Source organism: Streptomyces sp. SS8, from assembly GCF_054072955.1.
In genome coordinates, this window is the sequence record NZ_JBSVCZ010000010.1 from 37,988 (window position 1) to 55,656 (window position 17,669).

The 17,669-nt window shown below is 72.7% G+C and carries 14 protein-coding genes; 8 read left to right on the top strand and 6 right to left on the bottom strand.

Features of this window, described 5'->3' with window-relative positions:
* Positions 1 to 159: 159 nt before the first annotated feature.
* From ACW69E_RS12080 to ACW69E_RS12090, 3 genes are all read right to left on the bottom strand, one after another.
* Entirely contained in the window at positions 160 to 1,017 is an 858-nt protein-coding gene (locus ACW69E_RS12080) for a CPBP family glutamic-type intramembrane protease (RefSeq protein ID WP_457498185.1), read from the bottom strand.
* Positions 965 to 1,291 carry a hypothetical protein gene (locus ACW69E_RS12085; protein ID WP_457498186.1) on the bottom strand — a complete coding sequence of 109 codons (327 nt, stop codon included), beginning with the start codon at positions 1,289 to 1,291 and terminating at the stop codon, positions 965 to 967. The genes ACW69E_RS12080 and ACW69E_RS12085 overlap by 53 nt, the downstream gene beginning before the upstream one ends.
* A gap of 283 nt (positions 1,292 to 1,574) precedes the next feature.
* The gene (locus ACW69E_RS12090) at positions 1,575 to 4,022 is read right to left on the bottom strand and encodes a SpoIIE family protein phosphatase (RefSeq protein ID WP_457498187.1); all 2,448 of its coding nucleotides are present in this window, start codon (positions 4,020 to 4,022) and stop codon (positions 1,575 to 1,577) included.
* A gap of 262 nt (positions 4,023 to 4,284) precedes the next feature.
* Here ACW69E_RS12090 and ACW69E_RS12095 point away from each other — a divergent pair, with 262 nt between their 5' ends.
* Entirely contained in the window at positions 4,285 to 4,848 is a 564-nt protein-coding gene (locus ACW69E_RS12095) for a DUF488 domain-containing protein (protein ID WP_457498188.1), read from the top strand.
* A 60-nt stretch (positions 4,849 to 4,908) separates the two neighbouring features.
* Here ACW69E_RS12095 and ACW69E_RS12100 read toward each other — a convergent pair whose 3' ends face one another.
* Entirely contained in the window at positions 4,909 to 6,333 is a 1,425-nt protein-coding gene (locus ACW69E_RS12100) for a GntP family permease (protein WP_457498189.1), read from the bottom strand.
* A 571-nt stretch (positions 6,334 to 6,904) separates the two neighbouring features.
* Between ACW69E_RS12100 and ACW69E_RS12105 the strand changes: the two genes are divergently transcribed.
* Positions 6,905 to 7,900 (top strand): glycoside hydrolase family 6 protein, encoded by a 996-nt coding sequence (locus tag ACW69E_RS12105; protein ID WP_457498190.1) that lies wholly within the window; start codon positions 6,905 to 6,907, stop codon positions 7,898 to 7,900.
* A gap of 32 nt (positions 7,901 to 7,932) precedes the next feature.
* Positions 7,933 to 8,373 carry a DoxX family protein gene (locus ACW69E_RS12110; protein WP_457498191.1) on the top strand — a complete coding sequence of 147 codons (441 nt, stop codon included), beginning with the start codon at positions 7,933 to 7,935 and terminating at the stop codon, positions 8,371 to 8,373.
* A 106-nt stretch (positions 8,374 to 8,479) separates the two neighbouring features.
* Here the strand turns inward: ACW69E_RS12110 and ACW69E_RS12115 are convergent, their stop codons facing one another.
* On the bottom strand, positions 8,480 to 9,763 hold the full coding sequence (locus ACW69E_RS12115) for an ROK family transcriptional regulator (protein WP_457498192.1): 1,284 nt from the start codon (positions 9,761 to 9,763) through the stop codon (positions 8,480 to 8,482).
* A 416-nt stretch (positions 9,764 to 10,179) separates the two neighbouring features.
* Here ACW69E_RS12115 and ACW69E_RS12120 point away from each other — a divergent pair, with 416 nt between their 5' ends.
* The 5 genes from ACW69E_RS12120 (at position 10,180) to ACW69E_RS12140 (ending at position 16,697) form a co-directional block, all read left to right on the top strand.
* A complete protein-coding gene (locus ACW69E_RS12120; RefSeq protein WP_457498193.1) occupies positions 10,180 to 11,871 on the top strand; it encodes an ABC transporter substrate-binding protein in 1,692 nt (563 codons plus the stop codon).
* 77 nt (positions 11,872 to 11,948) lie between these two features.
* A complete protein-coding gene (locus ACW69E_RS12125) occupies positions 11,949 to 12,938 on the top strand; it encodes an ABC transporter permease (protein WP_457498194.1) in 990 nt (329 codons plus the stop codon).
* A 19-nt stretch (positions 12,939 to 12,957) separates the two neighbouring features.
* Positions 12,958 to 14,922 (top strand): dipeptide/oligopeptide/nickel ABC transporter permease/ATP-binding protein, encoded by a 1,965-nt coding sequence (locus ACW69E_RS12130; protein ID WP_457498195.1) that lies wholly within the window; start codon positions 12,958 to 12,960, stop codon positions 14,920 to 14,922.
* Positions 14,919 to 15,929: an ABC transporter ATP-binding protein gene (locus ACW69E_RS12135; RefSeq protein ID WP_457498196.1), complete on the top strand. Its 1,011-nt coding sequence runs from the start codon at positions 14,919 to 14,921 to the stop codon at positions 15,927 to 15,929. The genes ACW69E_RS12130 and ACW69E_RS12135 overlap by 4 nt, the downstream gene beginning before the upstream one ends.
* A gap of 105 nt (positions 15,930 to 16,034) precedes the next feature.
* Entirely contained in the window at positions 16,035 to 16,697 is a 663-nt protein-coding gene (locus ACW69E_RS12140; RefSeq protein WP_457498197.1) for a hypothetical protein, read from the top strand.
* On the opposite strand, the gene ACW69E_RS12145 is transcribed toward ACW69E_RS12140, so the two are convergent.
* Entirely contained in the window at positions 16,682 to 17,638 is a 957-nt protein-coding gene (locus ACW69E_RS12145; RefSeq protein ID WP_457498198.1) for a DUF4184 family protein, read from the bottom strand. The two genes, ACW69E_RS12140 and ACW69E_RS12145, sit on opposite strands and share 16 nt — an antisense overlap.
* Positions 17,639 to 17,669 lie beyond the last annotated feature (31 nt).

The window sequence follows — 17,669 nt, forward strand, 5'->3', positions numbered from 1 at the left end:
CCAGTCCGGCGCGCTCCTGCGGTCCCGGTTCCCGTCCTTCTCCACGGGCGGTCGCCTCCGACGGGCCGCCCCGACGTGGATAACACCGCCGCCCGGCTCCACCGGCTTTTGACCCTTCGGTGGGCGTGTGAAACGAATGATGCCTTTGTGGTCTCTGCCCTATGTCTTACGCGCGCCGGCCGTCGGCGGCAACGGCACGTCCGGGCGCCCGGCCCCCGGAGCGCCCGAGGAGCGGCCGCCGGACCCCGGGGAGACGGCCCCGCGCGATCCGGTTTCCCCGCCGGGCGCCTCACGGCCGCGGGGGTCGGCCGGGGCGAACCACAGCAGCCATGCGGCGAACGCCGCCCCGGTTCCCAGCAGGACGGCGAGGACGCAGTCGCCCAACACCTCGGGGGAAGGGGCGAAAGAGGCCGTCAGGTCGTAGGCGATGTGCCCGGCGACCAGCGGAGTGAGCCTGCGGCAGCGCAGGTAGAGCAGAAGGGCGCACGAGCCGAGCAGCAGCAGGGCGACTCCGGGCACACCCAGGTACAGGTGCGCCGCCACCCGCAGCAGCAGGCTGAGCGCGCAGGCCGCCCACAGCGGGCGTCCCGCCGCACGGCCCAGCACGACGACGGCGCCCACCAGTACCATCTCCTCGGCGACGCCCGTGAACAGGATGTTGGCCACCATGTCCGCGGGGCCGCTCCAGCCCAGTGCCGCGCTCTGGGCGCGGTCCAGAACGGGCAGCCAGGGCGCGGCCGCGGGCAGACCCTTCTGGAGGCCCGCCATCCAGGTGACGGTGGTGTAGGCGAGGACGAAGACCGCCCCGAAGACCATCACGGCCGTCAGCCGTTCGGCGGCGGGCCGCGCATCGGACGGACCGACCCCCAGCCCGCGCCACCCGGACCCGTGCCGCGCCGCCAACTCGCCGCACAGCCAGGCCAGCAGGATGGTGGTGGCGACGCTGCCCACCACCCCCTGGAACTCACCGGCCCGCACCAGATCGGCGATGCGGGCGGCACCGGCGACGGCCGCCACGGCGAGGGCGGCACCACGCGGCCGCGGCCAGCGAGCACAGCAGCCGCAGCCACGGAAGCACCGCGCCGGACCACCCGTCCACCGGCGCGCCGGACAGCCGGGCGAAGTCGAGCACCGATCCGGTGAGCGGCACCGCGCACGCCACCAGCAGCAGCCCCCACAGGTCGCGTTCGGCCCGCCGCGCGCCGGCGGTACGCGCGATGCGGCGGGCCGGGCCGCGGGCGGTGTCGCGCGTGATGTCGCGAGTGGTGGTGTTCGGCGGTATGTGGGCCACGGGTGTGCTCCCGTACGTCGGCGTCGGCGCGGGGCCGCGCTGTCGAGGAGTGCCGGAAAAGGCTCTCCCTGTCCGGGTAGCCGGTCGCGGGCGGCCGACACCTGCGAGGCCGGCATCCGGCCGCGAAGTCCCGTGGAACCCGGCGGAGGCTTTTGCGGGAACCCCACCCGAACGGACCCGGGAAACTGGGCTCCTGAGGCCGGGTCAGGAGCACGAACGGCACCGTGTCCGATCGCCCCTGCCCGCCCGGCCCGGCCTCCGGCGGGGCCGGGCCGGGCGGGACTCAGAAAACGTCCAGGGGGATCTCGGGAACGGCACCCAGCGCCTGCTCGGTCCAGATGGTCTTGCCGGAGAGGGTGTAGCGGCTGCCCCAGCGGTGTGCGAGCTGGGCGATGAGGAACAGCCCCCGGCCCCCCTCGTCGGTCAGCCGGGCCCGGCGCAGATGGGGCTGGGTCTGGCTGGGGTCGGAGACCTCGCAGATCAGGGTCTTGTCCCTGATCAACCGCAGCCCGATGGGGGAGCCGGCGTAACGGATGGCATTGGTGACCAGTTCACTGACGATCAACTCGGTGGTGAAGGCCATCTCCTCCAGGCCCCAGGCGGTGAGCTGGGCTGTGACCAGCTCGCGGGCCTGGCCGACGACGGTCGGGTCGGCGGTGAACCGCCAGGCCACGGTGGCACCTTCGGGCAGTGCCCGCACCCGGGCGACGAGAAGGGCGATGTCGTCGGCCGCCGGTTCGGTCAGGACCCGGTCGACGGCGGTGCGTCCGATGTCGGCGGGGGAGCCCCCGGCCTCCACCGCGGCGTGCAGACTCTCGCGCAGCCGCCGCGTCAGGCCCTCGGAGGACGTCTCGTCGTGGGCCACCAACTGGTTGGTGTAGAAGGCCAGTACGCTGCCCGGGCCCAGATGGAGTTCGACGGGCTCGAAGGGCATGCCGCCCACCCCCAGGGCGGGGCCGGGCTTGAGGTCCACATGGCGGGTGCGCCCCTCGGCGCTGGTCAGGATCGGCGGCGGATGGCCGGCGCTGGCCATCGCGCAGCGCCCGGTGACCGGGTCGTAGACGCAGTACAGGCAGCTCGCCCCCACGACCCCGCCCGCGCTGCCGTCCGGCTGCGGTTCGGTGTAGGCCAGGCGGGTGGCCAGATCGTCGAGGTGGGTGAGGAGTTCCTCGGGAGGGAGGTCGAGGTCGGCGAGGGTCTGCACGGCGGTGCGCAGCCGGCCCATGGTGGCCGTCGCTCCCAGCCCGTGCCCGGCCACGTCGCCGATGACGAACGCGACCCGTGTGGAGGACAGGGGGATGACGTCGTACCAGCTCCCGCCGATCCCCGCGGCGGTGCCGGCCGGCACGTAGGTGCCGGCGGTCTCGGCCGCGGTGAACTCCACCCCGGCCGGGGGCAGCAGACTGCGCTGCAGGGTCTCCACGGTGCGCAGTTCGGAGGTGTACCGGCGGGAGTTCTCCACGCTGAGCGCGGCCCGGGAGGCGACCTCCTCCGCCAGGGGGACGTCGTTCACCCCGAAGGGGAGCCGGTCCCGGCCGCGCCACAGACCCAGCACGCCCAGCACCCGCCCCCGGGCGCGCAGCGGGACGATCAGCGCCGAGGCGGCCGCCTCCGGGAACAGCAGCCGCTGCCGCGCCGGGTCGGGAACCAGGCGCTTCCCCAGGTCGGCCAGATCGGGTACGAGCACGGCCTGTCCGTCGCGGAGGGCGTCGCTCTCCAGATCCCTGGCGTGGATGGAGTCCCCGCGCTGGTACATCTCGGCCGGCCAGGAGCCGTCCACCGGGGCCACCGCGATCCGGCGCAGCGGCGTACCGGCGGAGAAAGCCCCGGGGTCGTCCCCCTGGATCACCTTCTCCACCAGGTCCACACAGGCCAGGTCCGCGAAGTCGGGCACCAGGATGCGGGTCAGCTCCTCGGAGTTGCGGGTGATGTCCAGGGTCTTCCCCAGCCGCGCGGCGGCGGCGTGCAGAAGGGCCAGCCTCCGCCGCGCGGTGTACTGCTCGGTGATGTCGGTGAAGACCGCGGCGACCCCGATGGCACGGCCGTGGCTGTCCTCGAGCCGGAAGGCCGAGGAGGACAGGATCCGCTCCTGGTCGGGAGCCTTCAGACGCCGGGCCGAGTGCTCCCAGTCGATCACCGCCTCGCCGGTCCGCAGGACCCGCCGCCACTGCTCCTCGATCGCGGCGGCGTCCTCCGGCACGAGGATCGACCGCAGGTCCAGGCCGGGAGCGTGCTGCCAGGGCTTCGCGGGCAGGGGGGTGCCGAAGAACTCCGAACCGAGGTTCGCGCGGGTCGTGTGCAGCTCGGTGTCGTGGATCACCAGGCCGATGCGGCTCTGGCCGAACAGCGCGCGGATGAGCGACTGGTCCTCCGTCCAGCGCCGCCCGGCGGCAGACTGGGCGGCGCACATCAGCAGGCGCGCCTCGCCGCCGGCGGGCAGCGGCAGCACCTCGGCGTCCACCTCGACCGGCGTGCCGTCCCGGTGGCGCAGGGCCGTGCGGAGTCCCACGGGTTCCGGACCGAGCTCGCCGGCCGCTCTGTCCCAGGGGCCGGGCGTGGTGGCGATCTCCGCCATCGGCCGTCCGCGGACCTGGTCGGCCGGGCGGCCGATCAGGTCGAGCACGCCGTCCGTGCACCGCAGCACGGTCCCGTCCCCGTCCAGCACGAACACCACCGGGCCGCCCCGCGCGGGGTCGGCACCGGCGTCGTGACGATCTGTGGTCGGGCTCACTCGGCTGCCTCGCTCCATGGGAGTGCGACGCTACTTTTGGCCATTCAACCCCGACCGGAGCCTGTGCGCATGACGACGGCCGCCCGCACACCGGCCCGGCGGGGTCCATACCGCGAGGACGGACGGTTACCTCGCGAGCCGGGCGGGAACCACGGTGCCGCTCAGGTGCCGCCCGCGCGTCTTCGGGGAGCGGCGGGGCAGGAGAGCGAGGGGAAGGCGGGGAGGGACGGCCGGAGCGCGGCGGACGACGGGAGGAGGCGCCATGGCGGAGGGCCCTCGGCCGGCTCCGGTGCTGTACACCGTGGGGCACGGCACGGCGGACCGGGAGAGGCTGGCAGGGCTGCTGGCGGAGGCAGGCATCGCCCTGGTGGTGGACGTCCGCACCGCCCCGGGCAGCCGCCGCGACCCCGACCTCGCCCGCGACAGGCTCGTGCGGTGGCTGCCGGGGCACGGCATCGCCTACCGCTGGGAGAAGGCGCTGGGCGGTTTCCGCAGGCCACCGGCCGATTCGCCCGACACCGTGTGGCGCAACGCGTCCTTCCGCGGATACGCCGCCCACACCCGGGACCCCTCCTTCCGGGAGGCGCTGGACGGGGTGCTGGAGGACGCCGCGCGGACCGCCACGGCGGTCATGTGCTCGGAGTCGGTGTGGTGGCGCTGCCATCGCCGGCTGATCGCCGACGCCGCGGTTCTGACCGCGGGGGCGGAGGTACGGCACCTGATGCACGACGGCAGGCTCATGCCGCACCGGCCGACACCGGGGGCTCGGTTGCGGGAGGACGGTCTGCTGGTCTACGACGACCTGGCCGCCGCCGAGGAGCGGTGACGGCCGGACGCCGGTCCGCGTCGGCCCCGCACCGGCGGCGGGCCGGTGCGGGGCCGGAGGTCACACCACCGTCCACAGGCCCAGGGCGATCAGGAACGCCGACAGGCCCAGGGTCGTCTCCATCACCGTCCAGGTCCGCAGGGTGGTCTTGACGTCCATTCCGAAGAAGCGGCTCACCAGCCAGAAGCCGGAGTCGTTCACATGTGAGAGCACCGTGGCGCCCGCCGCGACGGCCACCACCAGCAGGGTGAGCCTCAGATCGCTCAGCTCCGCGGCGCGGGCCGCCCCGGCGATCAGGCCGGAGGCGGTGGTCAGGGCGACCGTGGCCGAGCCCTGGGCGACGCGCAGCAGGGTGGCGATCACGAACGCCTGGACGATCAGGGACATGCCCAGGCCGGACAGGGAGTCACTGAGCGCGGTCCCGATGCCGGACAGTTCCAGCACACCGCCGAACATGCCGCCCGCGCCGGTGATCAGGATGATCGAGCAGATCGGCCCCAGGGCGCCGTCGACGATGTCGCCGACCTTCCCCATCGGGGCGCGCGGCCGCCCCAGTACGAGGATCGCGGTGATGACGGTGATCAGCAGGGCGACCGGGGTGAAGCCCAGCAGGCCCAGGAACTCCGCCCAGTCCTCGCCCTCGTCGATGACGCCCGCGGTGACCAGGGTGCTCAGGACGGTGTCGAAGGAGATCAGCACCAGCGGGATCAGCAGCAGGCCGAGGACCGTGCCGAAGGACGGCGGCCGCTCGCCGAGCCGCTCCTCGCCGGCGCCGTCCGCGCCGTCCCCCTCGCCGCGTCCGCGGGTGTCGCGGACCTCCCCGAAGATCACGTCGGGCAGCGACACATGGATGCGGGAGCCGAGGAAGCGGGATACCAGCAGGACGCCGACGTACCACGACGCCACCGCGACCGGGAGGCCCACCAGCAGGGTGAGCCCGATGTCCGCGCCGAGCACCTCGGAGGCGGCGACCGGTCCCGGGTGGGGCGGGACGATGGCGTGCATGGCGGCGAAGGCGCCGGCCGCGGGCAGGGCGTACAGCAGCAGCGAGCCGCCGAAGCGCCGGGCCACGGTGAGGATGATGGGCAGGAACACCACCAGCCCGGCGTCGAAGAAGATCGGGAAGCCGAACAGGAGCGCGGCCGTGCCCAGCGCCAGGGGCGCCCGGCGCTCCCCGAAGCGGTTGATCAGGGTGTCGGCCAGCACCTGGGCGCCGCCGGTGATCTCCAGCAGCCGGCCGAGCATCACTCCGAAGGCGACCAGGAGCGCCACCGAGCCGATGGTGTCTGCGAAGCCGAACATCAGGACGTCGGGGATGTCGGCCAGGGGGAAACCGACCGTGATCGCGGTCAGTACGCTCACCAGGACCAGCGACACGAAGGCGTGCAGTCTCACCTTCATGATCAGGAACAGCAGCAGGGCCACGGCGCCCGCGGCCATCAGCAGCAGTGTCGTCGTTCCGTAGGCCGGGTCGATCGCTTCCACGGACCACTCCGTTCTCGTGCTCGCATCACCGGTCGCCCCGCCCGCGACGGCCGGTGGCGGTCAGGGGCACCGTCCCCATGCCCCGGGGCGCTCCCTCCGACACGTGAGAAGCGGAGACCGGGGGAGGGGGCGGGAGGGGAGAGCGCCTCGGAACCCGCTGATGGAAGCGCTCCCATGGAAATGCCGGCAGAGGGTGGCGCCTCCGAGAGGTGCCGTGATGTCTCGTATCCCGGTGCGTGCCTGTTCGGAAAGGTGTCTCCGTTCGGTTGTCATGCAGTTTCCCTTGACGTCGGACTCAGTGTCATTACTCTTTCTGGGAGCGCTCCCATCCGTTCCTCCAGACCACATGCTCCGGATCGGCGGTCGGCCGCCGACGGTCGGCGTCCACCGCGGCGCCGCACCGCCGATCCGGTGACCGTGCTCTCCCGGCCCTCGCGTCCGGCCGGCCCCAGGGCTTCCGCGCGGTGCGGAGGCACTCCGTCCCGGCCGTGCGGGAGCGGGGCCGGGGCCTCCGGAGTCGCGACGGGCCGCCGGCGAGCGGCGGTCCGTTTCCCCCCACCGAGGAGTACGCATGCTCCGCAACACCTTCCCCCTGGCCGGCCGCGCGCTCGCGCTGGCCGCGGCCGCGCTGGCGGCCGCCGGTACGGCCCTGCTCCTGCCGGGCGGGTCCGCGCGGGCGGCCGCCGACGCGGCCCCGCCCTACTACGTCAACCCCGCCACCCAGGCCGCCCGCTGGGTGGCGGCCAACCCGGGAGACCCGCGCGCGCCGGTGATCCGCGACCGGATCGCCTCCGTCCCGCAGGGCCAGTGGTTCACCACGACCAACACCGGCACGGTCCGGGCCGAGGTGGACTCCCTCGTCACGGCCGCCGAGGAGGCGGGCGGGATCCCGATCCTGGTGGTCTACAACATGCCCAACCGCGACTGCGGCGGAGCCAGCGGAGGCGGAGCCTCCAGTCACGCCGCCTACCGGCAGTGGATCGACGAGCTGGCCGCCGGGCTGGAGGGCCGCCCGGCCGCCGTCGTCGTCGAGCCGGACGTCCTGGCCCTGATGACGAACTGCCAGAGCGCCGAGCAGCAGGCCCGGACCAGGGAGTCGATGGCCTACGCGGGCAAGGCCCTCAAGGCGGCGTCGTCCAGGGCGAAGGTGTACTTCGACGCCGCGCACTCCAACTGGCACCCGCCCGCGGAGATGGCCTCCCGGCTGAAGGCCGCCGGGATAACCGAGAGCGCCGACGGCATCTCCACCAACGTCTCCAACTACAACCGCACCGCCGACGAGACGGCCTACGCCAAGGCGGTCCTGGACGCGATCGGATCACCGGACCTGCGTGCGGTGATCGACACCAGCCGCAACGGCAACGGGCCCGCCGGAGCCCAGTGGTGCGATCCGTCGGGGCGGGCGATCGGCACCCCGACGACCGACCGGACCGGCGACGAGAGGATCGCCGCCTTCCTGTGGGTCAAGCTCCCCGGCGAGGCGGACGGCTGCGCCGGGCCGGCCGGGCGGTTCATCCCCCAGCTCGCTTACGACATGGCCGTCGCGGCACCCGCGGTGACGCGGTGAGCGGCGGCAGAACGGCCGAGAGAGGACACTCGATGGAATTGCTGGACAGGTACAGGGACCATGTGCTCGGGCTCTACCGGATCGTGGTGGGGCTGCTGTTCGCCTGCCACGGCGCGGCGACCCTGTTCAACGTGCTCGGCGGACCGCACGGCGGTCAGGTGCCCGGGGTCGGCCAGTGGCCCGCCTGGTGGGCGGCCGTCATCCAGCTCGTCGCCGGCGGCCTGGTGATGTTAGGCGTCGGGACCCGCGTCGCCGCGCTGCTCTGCTCCGGTTCGATGGCGTACGCCTACTTCGTCAAGCACCAGACCGAGGCGCTCTTCCCGATACAGAACGGCGGGGAGGCGGCGGCGCTGTTCTGCTGGGCCTTCCTCCTGGTCGCAGCGCTCGGCCCCGGCGCGTGGGCGCTGGGCTCCCTCTTCGCGCGCGCCGACCGCGCCGGCCGCGGCGAGGGGGTGCGGGTGACCGCGGCCTGAGACGGCCGGCCGTCGCCGGGCTCCGCGGGACCGCCGCGGGGCCCGGCCGCGCCGCTGCGTCCGCGCTGTACGGACCGGCGCGGACCGGCAGGGGCGGGGGACCGCCTCAGGCGCTGGACCGCTCCACCGGGGCGGGTTCGGAGTCGGCGAGGTTCTCCGGCAGGCGCAGCCCCTGGCGCAGCGGTACGAGTTCGGACTGCAGCACCAGGGCCGCGGCGCCGATCGCGGGCGCGGTGGCGGCCGACCGGGAGAGCCGGACGGCGACGGGGTGCGCCGCGCGGGAGAAGAAAGCGCGGTCCAGTTCCTCCCGCACCACCGGCAGGTACACCGAGCCCGCGATCGCCAGGCTCGGGCCGGTGAGCACCAGCAGCTCCAGGTCCATGACGTTGGCCAGCGTGCGGGCGGCCACCGCCAGGTAGCGCGCCGAGCGCTCCAGCAGGGCGCGTGCCCCCGGCTCGCCCCGGCGCGCGGCGCGGGTGACGGCCGCGAAGTCCGCGGTCACCGACGGCCGACGATGCCCGGGGCCGCCGTCCAGTCCGGCCGCGCGGGCCAGTGACCGGTCGGCGCGGGCGGCGGCGACGACGGCGGAGGGCCCGGCCAGGGCCTCGACGCAGCCCCGGGCCCCGCACCAGCACTGAGGGCCGTCCACGGCCAGGCAGCTGTGGCCGATCTCGCCCGCGTTGCCGCTGGCGCCGCGGTAGGCCATCCCGTCGACCAGCAGGCCCGCGCCGATGCCGGTGCCCATGTACAGCGCGGCGAAGGTCCCGGCCGCGCCGACCCCCCCGGACCAGTGCTCGCCCAGAGCGGCGGCCGTGGCGTCGTTGTCGGAGACCACCGGCAGCCCGGTGGCCTGTTGAAGGGCCCGGTCGAGGGGGAAGTCCTCCCAGTGCCGCATCAGGGGCGGGGTCAGCCGCATTCCGCTGGTGGGGGTCAGAGGGCCGGGGGAGACCAGGCCCAGGCCGAGCACCCGTTCGCGCCCGACGCCGACGCCCTCGATGAGGGCGCCGACCTCGCCCGCCATGCGCTCGACGACGGCCGGGGGGTCCTCGGCCCCCGCGCCCGCGCGGGACATCCGGGCGACGACCGAGCCGCCGAGGTTGGTCAGGACGTAGGTGATGCCCGCGTGGTCGAGATGGACTCCGACCGCGTACCGGGAGGACTGGTTGAGCTGGAGCAGGACGCGGCGCTTGCCGCCGGTGGACTCGGCGCGCCCGGTCTCCACCACCAGCCCGTCGTCGATGAGGCGGCGTACGACGGTCGAGATCGTCGCGCCGGTGAACCCGGTGGCGTTGATGAGGCCGACCCGGCTGATGGTGCCCGCCGCGCGGATCACGTCGAGGACGGCCGCCCTGCTGCTCGCGTGGGCCGTGGCCCGAGCCGGTCCGCTCACTGGTTCCTCCGCCCGCGCCCCACCGCGGCGGGAGCGCTGTCGATGTGCTCCGCGCGGTCCGTGCCGCGCGTGTACGAACCGTTAGTTTATTTACCTGCCGAAGGCGGGCAAGTGCCCACCCGTCTCCGGCGTCCGCCCCTCCCCGACGGCCCGGCGCCTCTTCCCGCGAACGGCCCCCACCAGGTCTCTTCCCTCGTATTCTTCCCCCGTGCTTCTCCCGGTGCCGGGGCCGGCCGCTTCCCGGCTCCCGCCCGGCCCCGGTCCCGCTTGTGTCTCCGCGGTGCCGGTGGCGCCGTAGAAGTATTGACTTTCTTTCTTCGGCGACTTAAGAATCGCCCCACTGAGTGACCCGCCGCCCGCGAGGCGGTCGAACGGCACAGGGACGCGCCCCTCCAGGACGAGAGGAACCATCCACCATGTTCCAGCAAGCAAGACGCCGCCGTGCGCGCGTCGCAGTGGCCGGGGTGGCCGCGATCGCCCTGCTGGCCACGGCCTGTTCGGGGTCGGGCGGCAGCGGCGGCGGCGGCGCCAAGGACGAGACCCTGGTGGTCTTCACGGGGCAGGCGGGCGACTACCAGGCCAACTTCAACCCGTTCTCGCCGACCATGAACGAGGGGCCGGGCACGATCTTCGAGCCGCTCTTCTACTTCAACCAGGTCCGCGACGAGCCGGCCGAGCCGCTGCTGGGCACCGAGTACTCCTGGAACGAGGACGGCACCGAACTCTCGGTCACCCTGCGCGAGGGCGTCCAGTGGTCGGACGGCGAGGCGTTCACCGCCGACGACGTCGTCTTCACGCTGGACATGATCTCCAAGTACAAGGAGATGAACGGCACCGGCTACAAGGGCAGCGCCGAGGCCGTGGACGACACCCATGTGAGGATCACCTTCGACGAGCCGTCCTACATGGACGGCCCGCAGATCCTGGGCAAGATCTTCATCGTTCCCGAGCACGTCTGGAAGGACTTCGAGGAGCCCTCGAAGAACACGGTCACCGAGCCCGTCGGCACCGGCCCCTACCTGCTGGGCGACTTCAAGGGCCAGGCCTTCACACTCAAGGCGAACCCCGGCTACTGGGACGGCGAGCCCGCCGTCGGACAGGTCCGCTACATCGCCCTGTCGGGCAACCAGGCCGGCGCGGACGCGCTGAAGGCGGGGAAGATCGACTGGCAGACCGGCCCGGTCCCGGACATGAAGAACGTGGAGAAGAACTACCCGGGCTACAAGGCCGTCACCGTCCCCATCAACCAGACCGCCCTGATGACCTGCTCCGACGCGGAGATGGGCTGCGAGGGGCCGCAGACGGACCCCGCGGTGCGCAAGGCGATCTACTACGCCATGGACCGCTCCCAGATCAACTCGCTGGCCTTCCAGGACACCTCCGGCCAGATATCGCCCGGGTTCGCGCTGGTGGAGAGCAGCGAGGAACTCGTCTCCGGCGAACTCGAGGAGAACCTGGCCCCGATGAAGCCGGACGTCTCCAGGGCCACACGCCTGCTGGAGCGGGCCGGCTGGACCAAGGGCCCGGACGGCGTCTACGCCAAGGACGGCAGGAAGCTCTCCCTGACCGTCCGGGTCGTCTCCGGGTGGACCGACTACATCACCGCCGTCGACACCATGGCCGAGCAGCTCAAGAAGGCCGGCATCAAGCTGACCTCCCAGCAGTCCTCCTGGAACGAGTGGTCCGAGGCCCGCGGCCAGGGCAAGTACCAGCTGCTGATCGACTCGCTGTACCCCGGGCCGACACCCGACCCCTACTACACCTACAGCTACTTCTTCAGCAGCGAGACCACCGCGAAGGTCGGCGAGACGGCGAACCCGAACTTCGCCCGCTACAGCGACCCGCGGGTGGACCGGGCGCTGGAGGAGCTGAAGAGGCTCTCCCCCGAGGCGGCCGAGAAGCGCCAGAGGCAGTACGACGTCATCCAGACCCGGATCGAGGAGGACATGCCCTACATCCCGATCCTCACCGCCGGCACCACCAGCGAGTACCACGACTCCAAGTTCGAGGGCTGGCCGACGGAGTACAACCTCTACGCCGTCCCGGCCGTCTGGAGCCGTCCCGACCAGGCGCAGATCTACAAGGCCCTCAAGCCCGCCGGCAAGTGACGGCCCGGCGGCCGACACGGCGGTGAGGCGGCGGTGAACGGTTCCGAGGAGAAGCAGACAGTGATAGGCGGAGATCGGTGAGGTACTACGCCCGGAAGCTCGGGTTCTATCTAGTCGCCCTGTGGGCGGCGCTGACCCTGAACTTCTTCATCCCGAGGATGATGCCGGGGAACCCGGTGGACACCCTCATGGCGAAGCTGCAACAGCGAGGCGGCGCAACCGACCCGTCGGTCCGCAGATCCTACGAGCTCCTCCTCGGAACCGACACCGGCGAACCGCTGGTGGTCCAGTACCTCTCGTACCTGGCCAACATGTTCCGCGGCGACCTGGGCGTCTCGGTGAGCGTCTTCCCGGCGGAGGTGGCCACCGTCATCGGTGACGCGCTGCCCTGGACGATCGTGCTGGTGGGCCTGGCCACCGCCCTGTCGTTCCTGCTCGGCGTCGGGCTCGGCGCCCTCGTCGGATGGAAGCGCGGCTCCTGGCTGGACTCGCTCGTCCCGGCCACCACCGTGCTCGCGGCGGTGCCGTACTTCTGGCTGGCCCTCATCCTGGTCGCGGTCTTCGCCACGGCCCTGAGCTGGTTCCCGCTCAACGGCGGGTACGACGTGATCCTCACCCCGGGCTGGGACGGGGAGTTCATCGCCTCGGCGGTCTACCACGGCATCCTCCCCGCCCTGACGATCGTGATCTCCTCGGTGGGCGGCTGGCTGCTGGGGATGCGGAACATGATGGTCTCGACGGTGTCGGAGGACTACGTCCTCACCGCCCGGGCCAAGGGCCTGCGCGACCGGCGCGTCATGACCCGCTACGCCGCGCGCAACGCGGTCCTGCCGTCCGTCGCAGGCTTCGCGATCTCCCTCGGTTTCGTGGTCTCCGGCTCGGTCATCACCGAGCAGGTCTTCTCCTACCCCGGCATCGGATCGAGGCTGCTGCAGGCCGTGGAGAACAACGACTACGCCCTGATGCAGGGGATCTTCCTGGTCATCACGGTGGCCGTGCTGGGCGCCAACCTGGTCGTCGACCTGCTGTACGGCCTCATCGACCCCCGCACCCGCGCCGGCAACTGAGAGCTGAGGAACCGACACCGTGACGAACATCAACCCGCCCGCCGAGGCCGCCGACGCGGCGCCGGACACCCCGGCCGGCACCACCGGTGCCTCCCCGGCCCCCCGGCGACCCGGCGCCGGCGGCTGGAGCTCCCTGGTGCCGCGCTGGTCGCCCAAGCTCGGGATCGGCCTGGGCCTGGTGGGCGCCATCGCCCTGTTCGGGATCCTCGGACCGGTGCTGACCGGCGACCCCGACACCATCCGCGACATCAGCATGACCCCGCCCGGCGGCGAGTTCTGGCTGGGCACCACCCAGACCGGCCAGGACGTACTGGCCCTGCTGGCCCACTCCACCCGCGGCTCCCTGCAGATCGGTCTGCTGGTGGGCGTCCTGGCCACCTTGCTGTCCGCGGTCTTCGGCGTCATCGGCGGTTATGTCGGCGGCGCGGTGGACGAGGGCTTCTCCCTGTTCTCCAACGTGATGCTGGTGATCCCGGGCCTGCCGCTGGTGATCGTCATCGCCGGCTTCGTCCCCGTGGAGCAGCGCGGCTGGTGGACCATCGCGGTCGTGCTGGCGATCACCGGCTGGGCGGCCTCCGCCCGGGTGCTGCGCGCCCAGACCCTCTCCCTGCGCAACCGCGACTACGTCGCCGCGGCGAAGGTGGCGGGCGAGAGACCCTGGCGAATCGTCTCCGTGGAGATCCTGCCCAACCTGCTGCCGCTGATGGCCTCGCAGTTCGTGTTCGCCGTCATCCTGGCCATCCTCAGCGAGGCGGGCCTGTCCTTCCTGGGCCTGGGCGCCTCCGGCTCCGACACGCTCGGCACGATGCTCTACTACGCCCAGAACGGCTTCGCCCTCCAGCGGGAGGCGTGGTGGTGGTTCGGCCCGCCCGGCCTCGTCATCGCGCTGTTCGGCTGCGGCCTCTCCCTGATCAACTTCAGCATCGACGAGATCATCAACCCCAGGCTGCGCACCGTCCCGGCCGCCACCCGCCGCACCCGCGGGCGTACGGGCGGCGCGGAGCGCGGGGGCCGTGCGGCCGCGGCCCGTTCCGTCCCCGGACGCGGGGAGCCCGGTCGCCGGGAGTCCGGCCGCGACGCCGTCCTGACGGTGGAGAACCTCAACGTGGTCTACCGGGGCGAGAAGCCCGTCCACGCCGTCAAGGACGTCTCGCTCACCCTCGGCCGCGGCGAGATCCTCGGCCTGGCCGGGGAGTCCGGCTGCGGCAAGACCACGCTCGCGTACGCGATCAACCGGCTGCACCGGCCGCCGGCCGAGGTCACCTCGGGATCGGTGGTCTTCCACGACCGCGACGGCTTTGACCTCGACCTGCTCGCACTGGGCGAGGAGGAACTGCGGGCCTTCCGCTGGTCGAAGCTGTCGATGGTCTTCCAGGGCGCGATGAACGCCCTGAACCCGGTCATCTCCGTCCGTGCCCAGTTGGAGGACGTGCTCACCACCCATCGCCCGGAGATGTCCGCGCGGGCCCGCCGCGAGCGGTGCGCCGAGGTCCTGCGCCTGGTCGGGGTGGACCCGCGCCGGCTGGACTCCTTCCCGCACGAGCTCTCCGGGGGCATGCGGCAGCGTGTCATGATCGCCATGGCGCTGCTGCTCGATCCCCAGGTGATGATCATGGATGAGCCCACCACGGCCCTGGACGTGGTGGTCCAGCGCGGCATCCTGAGGGAGATCCTGCGCTTCCGCGACGAGCTGGGTTTCGCCGTCGTCTTCATCACCCACGACCTGCCGCTGCTGCTGGAGCTGAGCGACCGCATCGCGGTCATGCGCGAGGGCGAGGTGGTCGAGTACGCCACCGCCGACGAGATCCACCGCGCCCCCAGGCACCCCTACACCCGCAGGCTGCTCGACTCCTTCCCCAGCCTCACCGGCGAGCGGGGGGCGTTCATCCGCACCGGGGAGTCCAGCGCCCGCGAGCGCCCCGGCCCCGGCACGGGCGCGGGCACGGGTACCGAAACGATCGTGAAGGAGGCGGGCTCGCGATGACGACGCTCGAAGTACGCGGCCTGACCAAGGACTTCCCCATACGCTCCGGCCTGCGCCACTCCCGCCTCCGCGCGGTTGACAACGTTTCCTTCACTCTGACTCCGGGCCGCACGGTCGCACTGGTCGGCGAGTCCGGATCGGGCAAGTCGACGGTCGCCCGCATGATCGCCCGTCTGGAGAAGCCCACCGCGGGCGAGATCACCGCCACCGGCCCCGACGGCGGGCGGGTCGCCGACCGGGCCTACCGCGACCACGTCCAGATGGTCTTCCAGGACCCCTTCGCCTCGCTCAACCCCTTCCACACCGTCGAGCACCACCTGGCCCGTCCGCTGAAGCTGCACGGCAGGGCCCGGGGGAAGGAGGAGGTGGCGCGGAGGGTCGAACAGCTCCTGGAACGCGTCAACCTGACCCCGGCCGCCGACATCGCCCAGCGCCGTCCCCACGAACTGTCCGGCGGCATGCGCCAGCGCGTGGCGATCGCCCGGGCCCTGGCGCCCGGGGCCCAGATCGTCGTCGCCGACGAGCCGGTCTCCATGCTGGACGTCTCCATCCGGCTGGGCGTGCTCAACCTGCTCGCCCGCCTCCAGCGCGAGGACGACCTCGCAGTCCTCTACATCACCCACGACCTCGCCACCGCGCGGCACTTCTCCGACGACATCCTGGTGATGTACCGCGGGCGCGTGGTGGAGAGGGGACCGGCGGACGAGGTCATCCTCAACCCGCAGCACCCGTACACCAGGATCCTGGCGGCCGCGGCGCCCAACCCCGACGCACGCGACCGGACCCGGCTCACCGAGGCGACGGGCATCGAGCCGGCGGGCAGCTCCGCCCTCCCCGGCGACGATCCGGGCTGCGCCTTCCGGGACCGCTGCCCCGAGGCGTTCGAGGCCTGTGCCCGTATGCCGGAGGACTCCGCGGTGGGTTACGACCACTACGCGAAGTGCTGGCTGCACTCCGGTGCCGGCTCCTCCGGCCGGCCGGGGGCCGGGGGAACCGCCACCGCGTAGGCCCGGGCCGCCCGCGCCGAGGCGCGCCGGGCGGGGCCGCCGGCCGGTCCGGCCCGCCGGGGTGCGAAGCCGCCCGCCTTCCCCGTCGCCGCGATCGACGCCCCGGTGCTGCCGGAGGTCCTGGCGGAGCCGGCGGCAGCGCGGGCGGACGAGGTGGACGCCGACACCGTCAACCGGGAGTTGTCCATCGCGCGCAAGGCGATCGGCTGGTGGCAGCGCCAGGGCTGGATCAACGGCGACCCGGTGATCGGCATCGAGCGGCAGCCGGCACCACCGGACCGCGCCAAGGCCCTGGTGGAGAACCAGATCGCCGCCCTGTGGCGGCCGGACGTCTCGCTGACGCCGACGCTCGACGTATGCCCTGAGACCGGACGGGCCCGACTCTCCTACCGCCGGGCCGGGGAGATCTTCGAGGGGAACACCCGGTTGCTGGTCAACCCTCTCGCCTCACCCGAGGACATTGAGGACCTGGACGGCCGGACGCTGTACCGGCTCCGGCTCCGGCTCCGGCTCCGGCTCCGGCTCCGGCTCCGGCACAGCGCACTCACGCACGACGCCGAGGGCTGCACCTCCACTCCGATGCTGCTCGCACGCTCCCGCCACGCCTCCGTACCGCTCCCCGGAGCGGTACGCCCGGCCCGGCGTCGACGCTGTCGCCCGGCACGTCGCGCGGTACGACCCCGCCGCCCGTCGCCGGGGCTTGAACCAGGAACCTCGGCGGTCAGGGCGCGGAAACCGTCTGCCGAGCGCCGTCACTTCCCGTCCTGAGTCGGCTGCGGTGAGGGTTCGGGGCTGGACGCCGTCGCTGGCCGGCGCGAGATGGCGCCGATCTGCCAGGTGGCGGAGTACAGCAGCAGTGCCACCGTGAACGAGGCGCCCGCTCTCTTGGCGGCCCCGGTCAACACACCTTCGGCGAGGGTCCCCCACGGAGCCTGGACCGTCTTGGAGGGATAGGTGGTCTCCATCGCACCGTCGCCCAGGTCGACGGTAGTCGGTTGGCTGTAGTCCACTTCGGTCACATAGCGGTAGGCGTTGAAGTCGCCACGGGTGTGGACGGCGCCACCCAGCACGGGTGCCGCAACCAGCAGAGTCACCACGCTCCACCGCATGACGGGACCCAGGCAGGCAACGGTTTCGGTGCCGCCATGGGTGCGCAGACGGTCCCGGCGCCGCCAAAGATGCCAGCCGACGGCCGCCAGGCCGAAGGCGGTGCTCGCGTACTGCAGCAGCCGGGCGACCGTCAAGCCGCCCAGGGCCGAGGCGCGCAGCGGCTGCACGTGGGTGACCAGGAAGCCGTCGCCGTGGGTGAAGGAGTCCCACACGAGGTGGGAGGCGATACCGATCAGGGCGGAGACCAGGAGCCACATGGTGTGGTGGGCCTTGGCCGGCAGGCCGGTTGTCCGCTCGGGTTCCGGGAGGCGGAGGCCGGACGGGAGCAGTGCGGTGATGGGCGCGCGCAGCATCCGGTAGGCGGCGACCAGACCGATGGCAAGGGGCAGACCGACCACTGGGCCCACACCGAGCGAGTGGGTCTGCGTGGCGTTGAGGAGCGGCCCGTACCAGTCCTGGGGGCCGTTCTCGGACACGCCGAGGACGGCCAGGAAGTACGGGACGTCGGGGGCCACGGCGCCCGCGATCAGGTATGCCGGAACGAAGGGCCGACGCATCAGCGGCAGCACCGCTGCGGGGTGGGACAAGGTGAACGGCAACTGATGATCTTCTCTGTCCGGAAGGGACCGG

Excerpts from the sequence above, each read along its gene's own strand:
- ACW69E_RS12095 (WP_457498188.1), top strand. The coding sequence starts at position 4,285 with ATGGCGGAGGGCCCTCGGCCGGCTCCGGTGCTGTACACCGTGGGGCAC.
- ACW69E_RS12105 (WP_457498190.1), top strand. The coding sequence starts at position 6,905 with ATGCTCCGCAACACCTTCCCCCTGGCCGGCCGCGCGCTCGCGCTGGCC.
- ACW69E_RS12110 (WP_457498191.1), top strand. The coding sequence starts at position 7,933 with ATGGAATTGCTGGACAGGTACAGGGACCATGTGCTCGGGCTCTACCGG.
- ACW69E_RS12120 (WP_457498193.1), top strand. The coding sequence starts at position 10,180 with ATGTTCCAGCAAGCAAGACGCCGCCGTGCGCGCGTCGCAGTGGCCGGG.
- ACW69E_RS12135 (WP_457498196.1), top strand. The coding sequence starts at position 14,919 with ATGACGACGCTCGAAGTACGCGGCCTGACCAAGGACTTCCCCATACGC.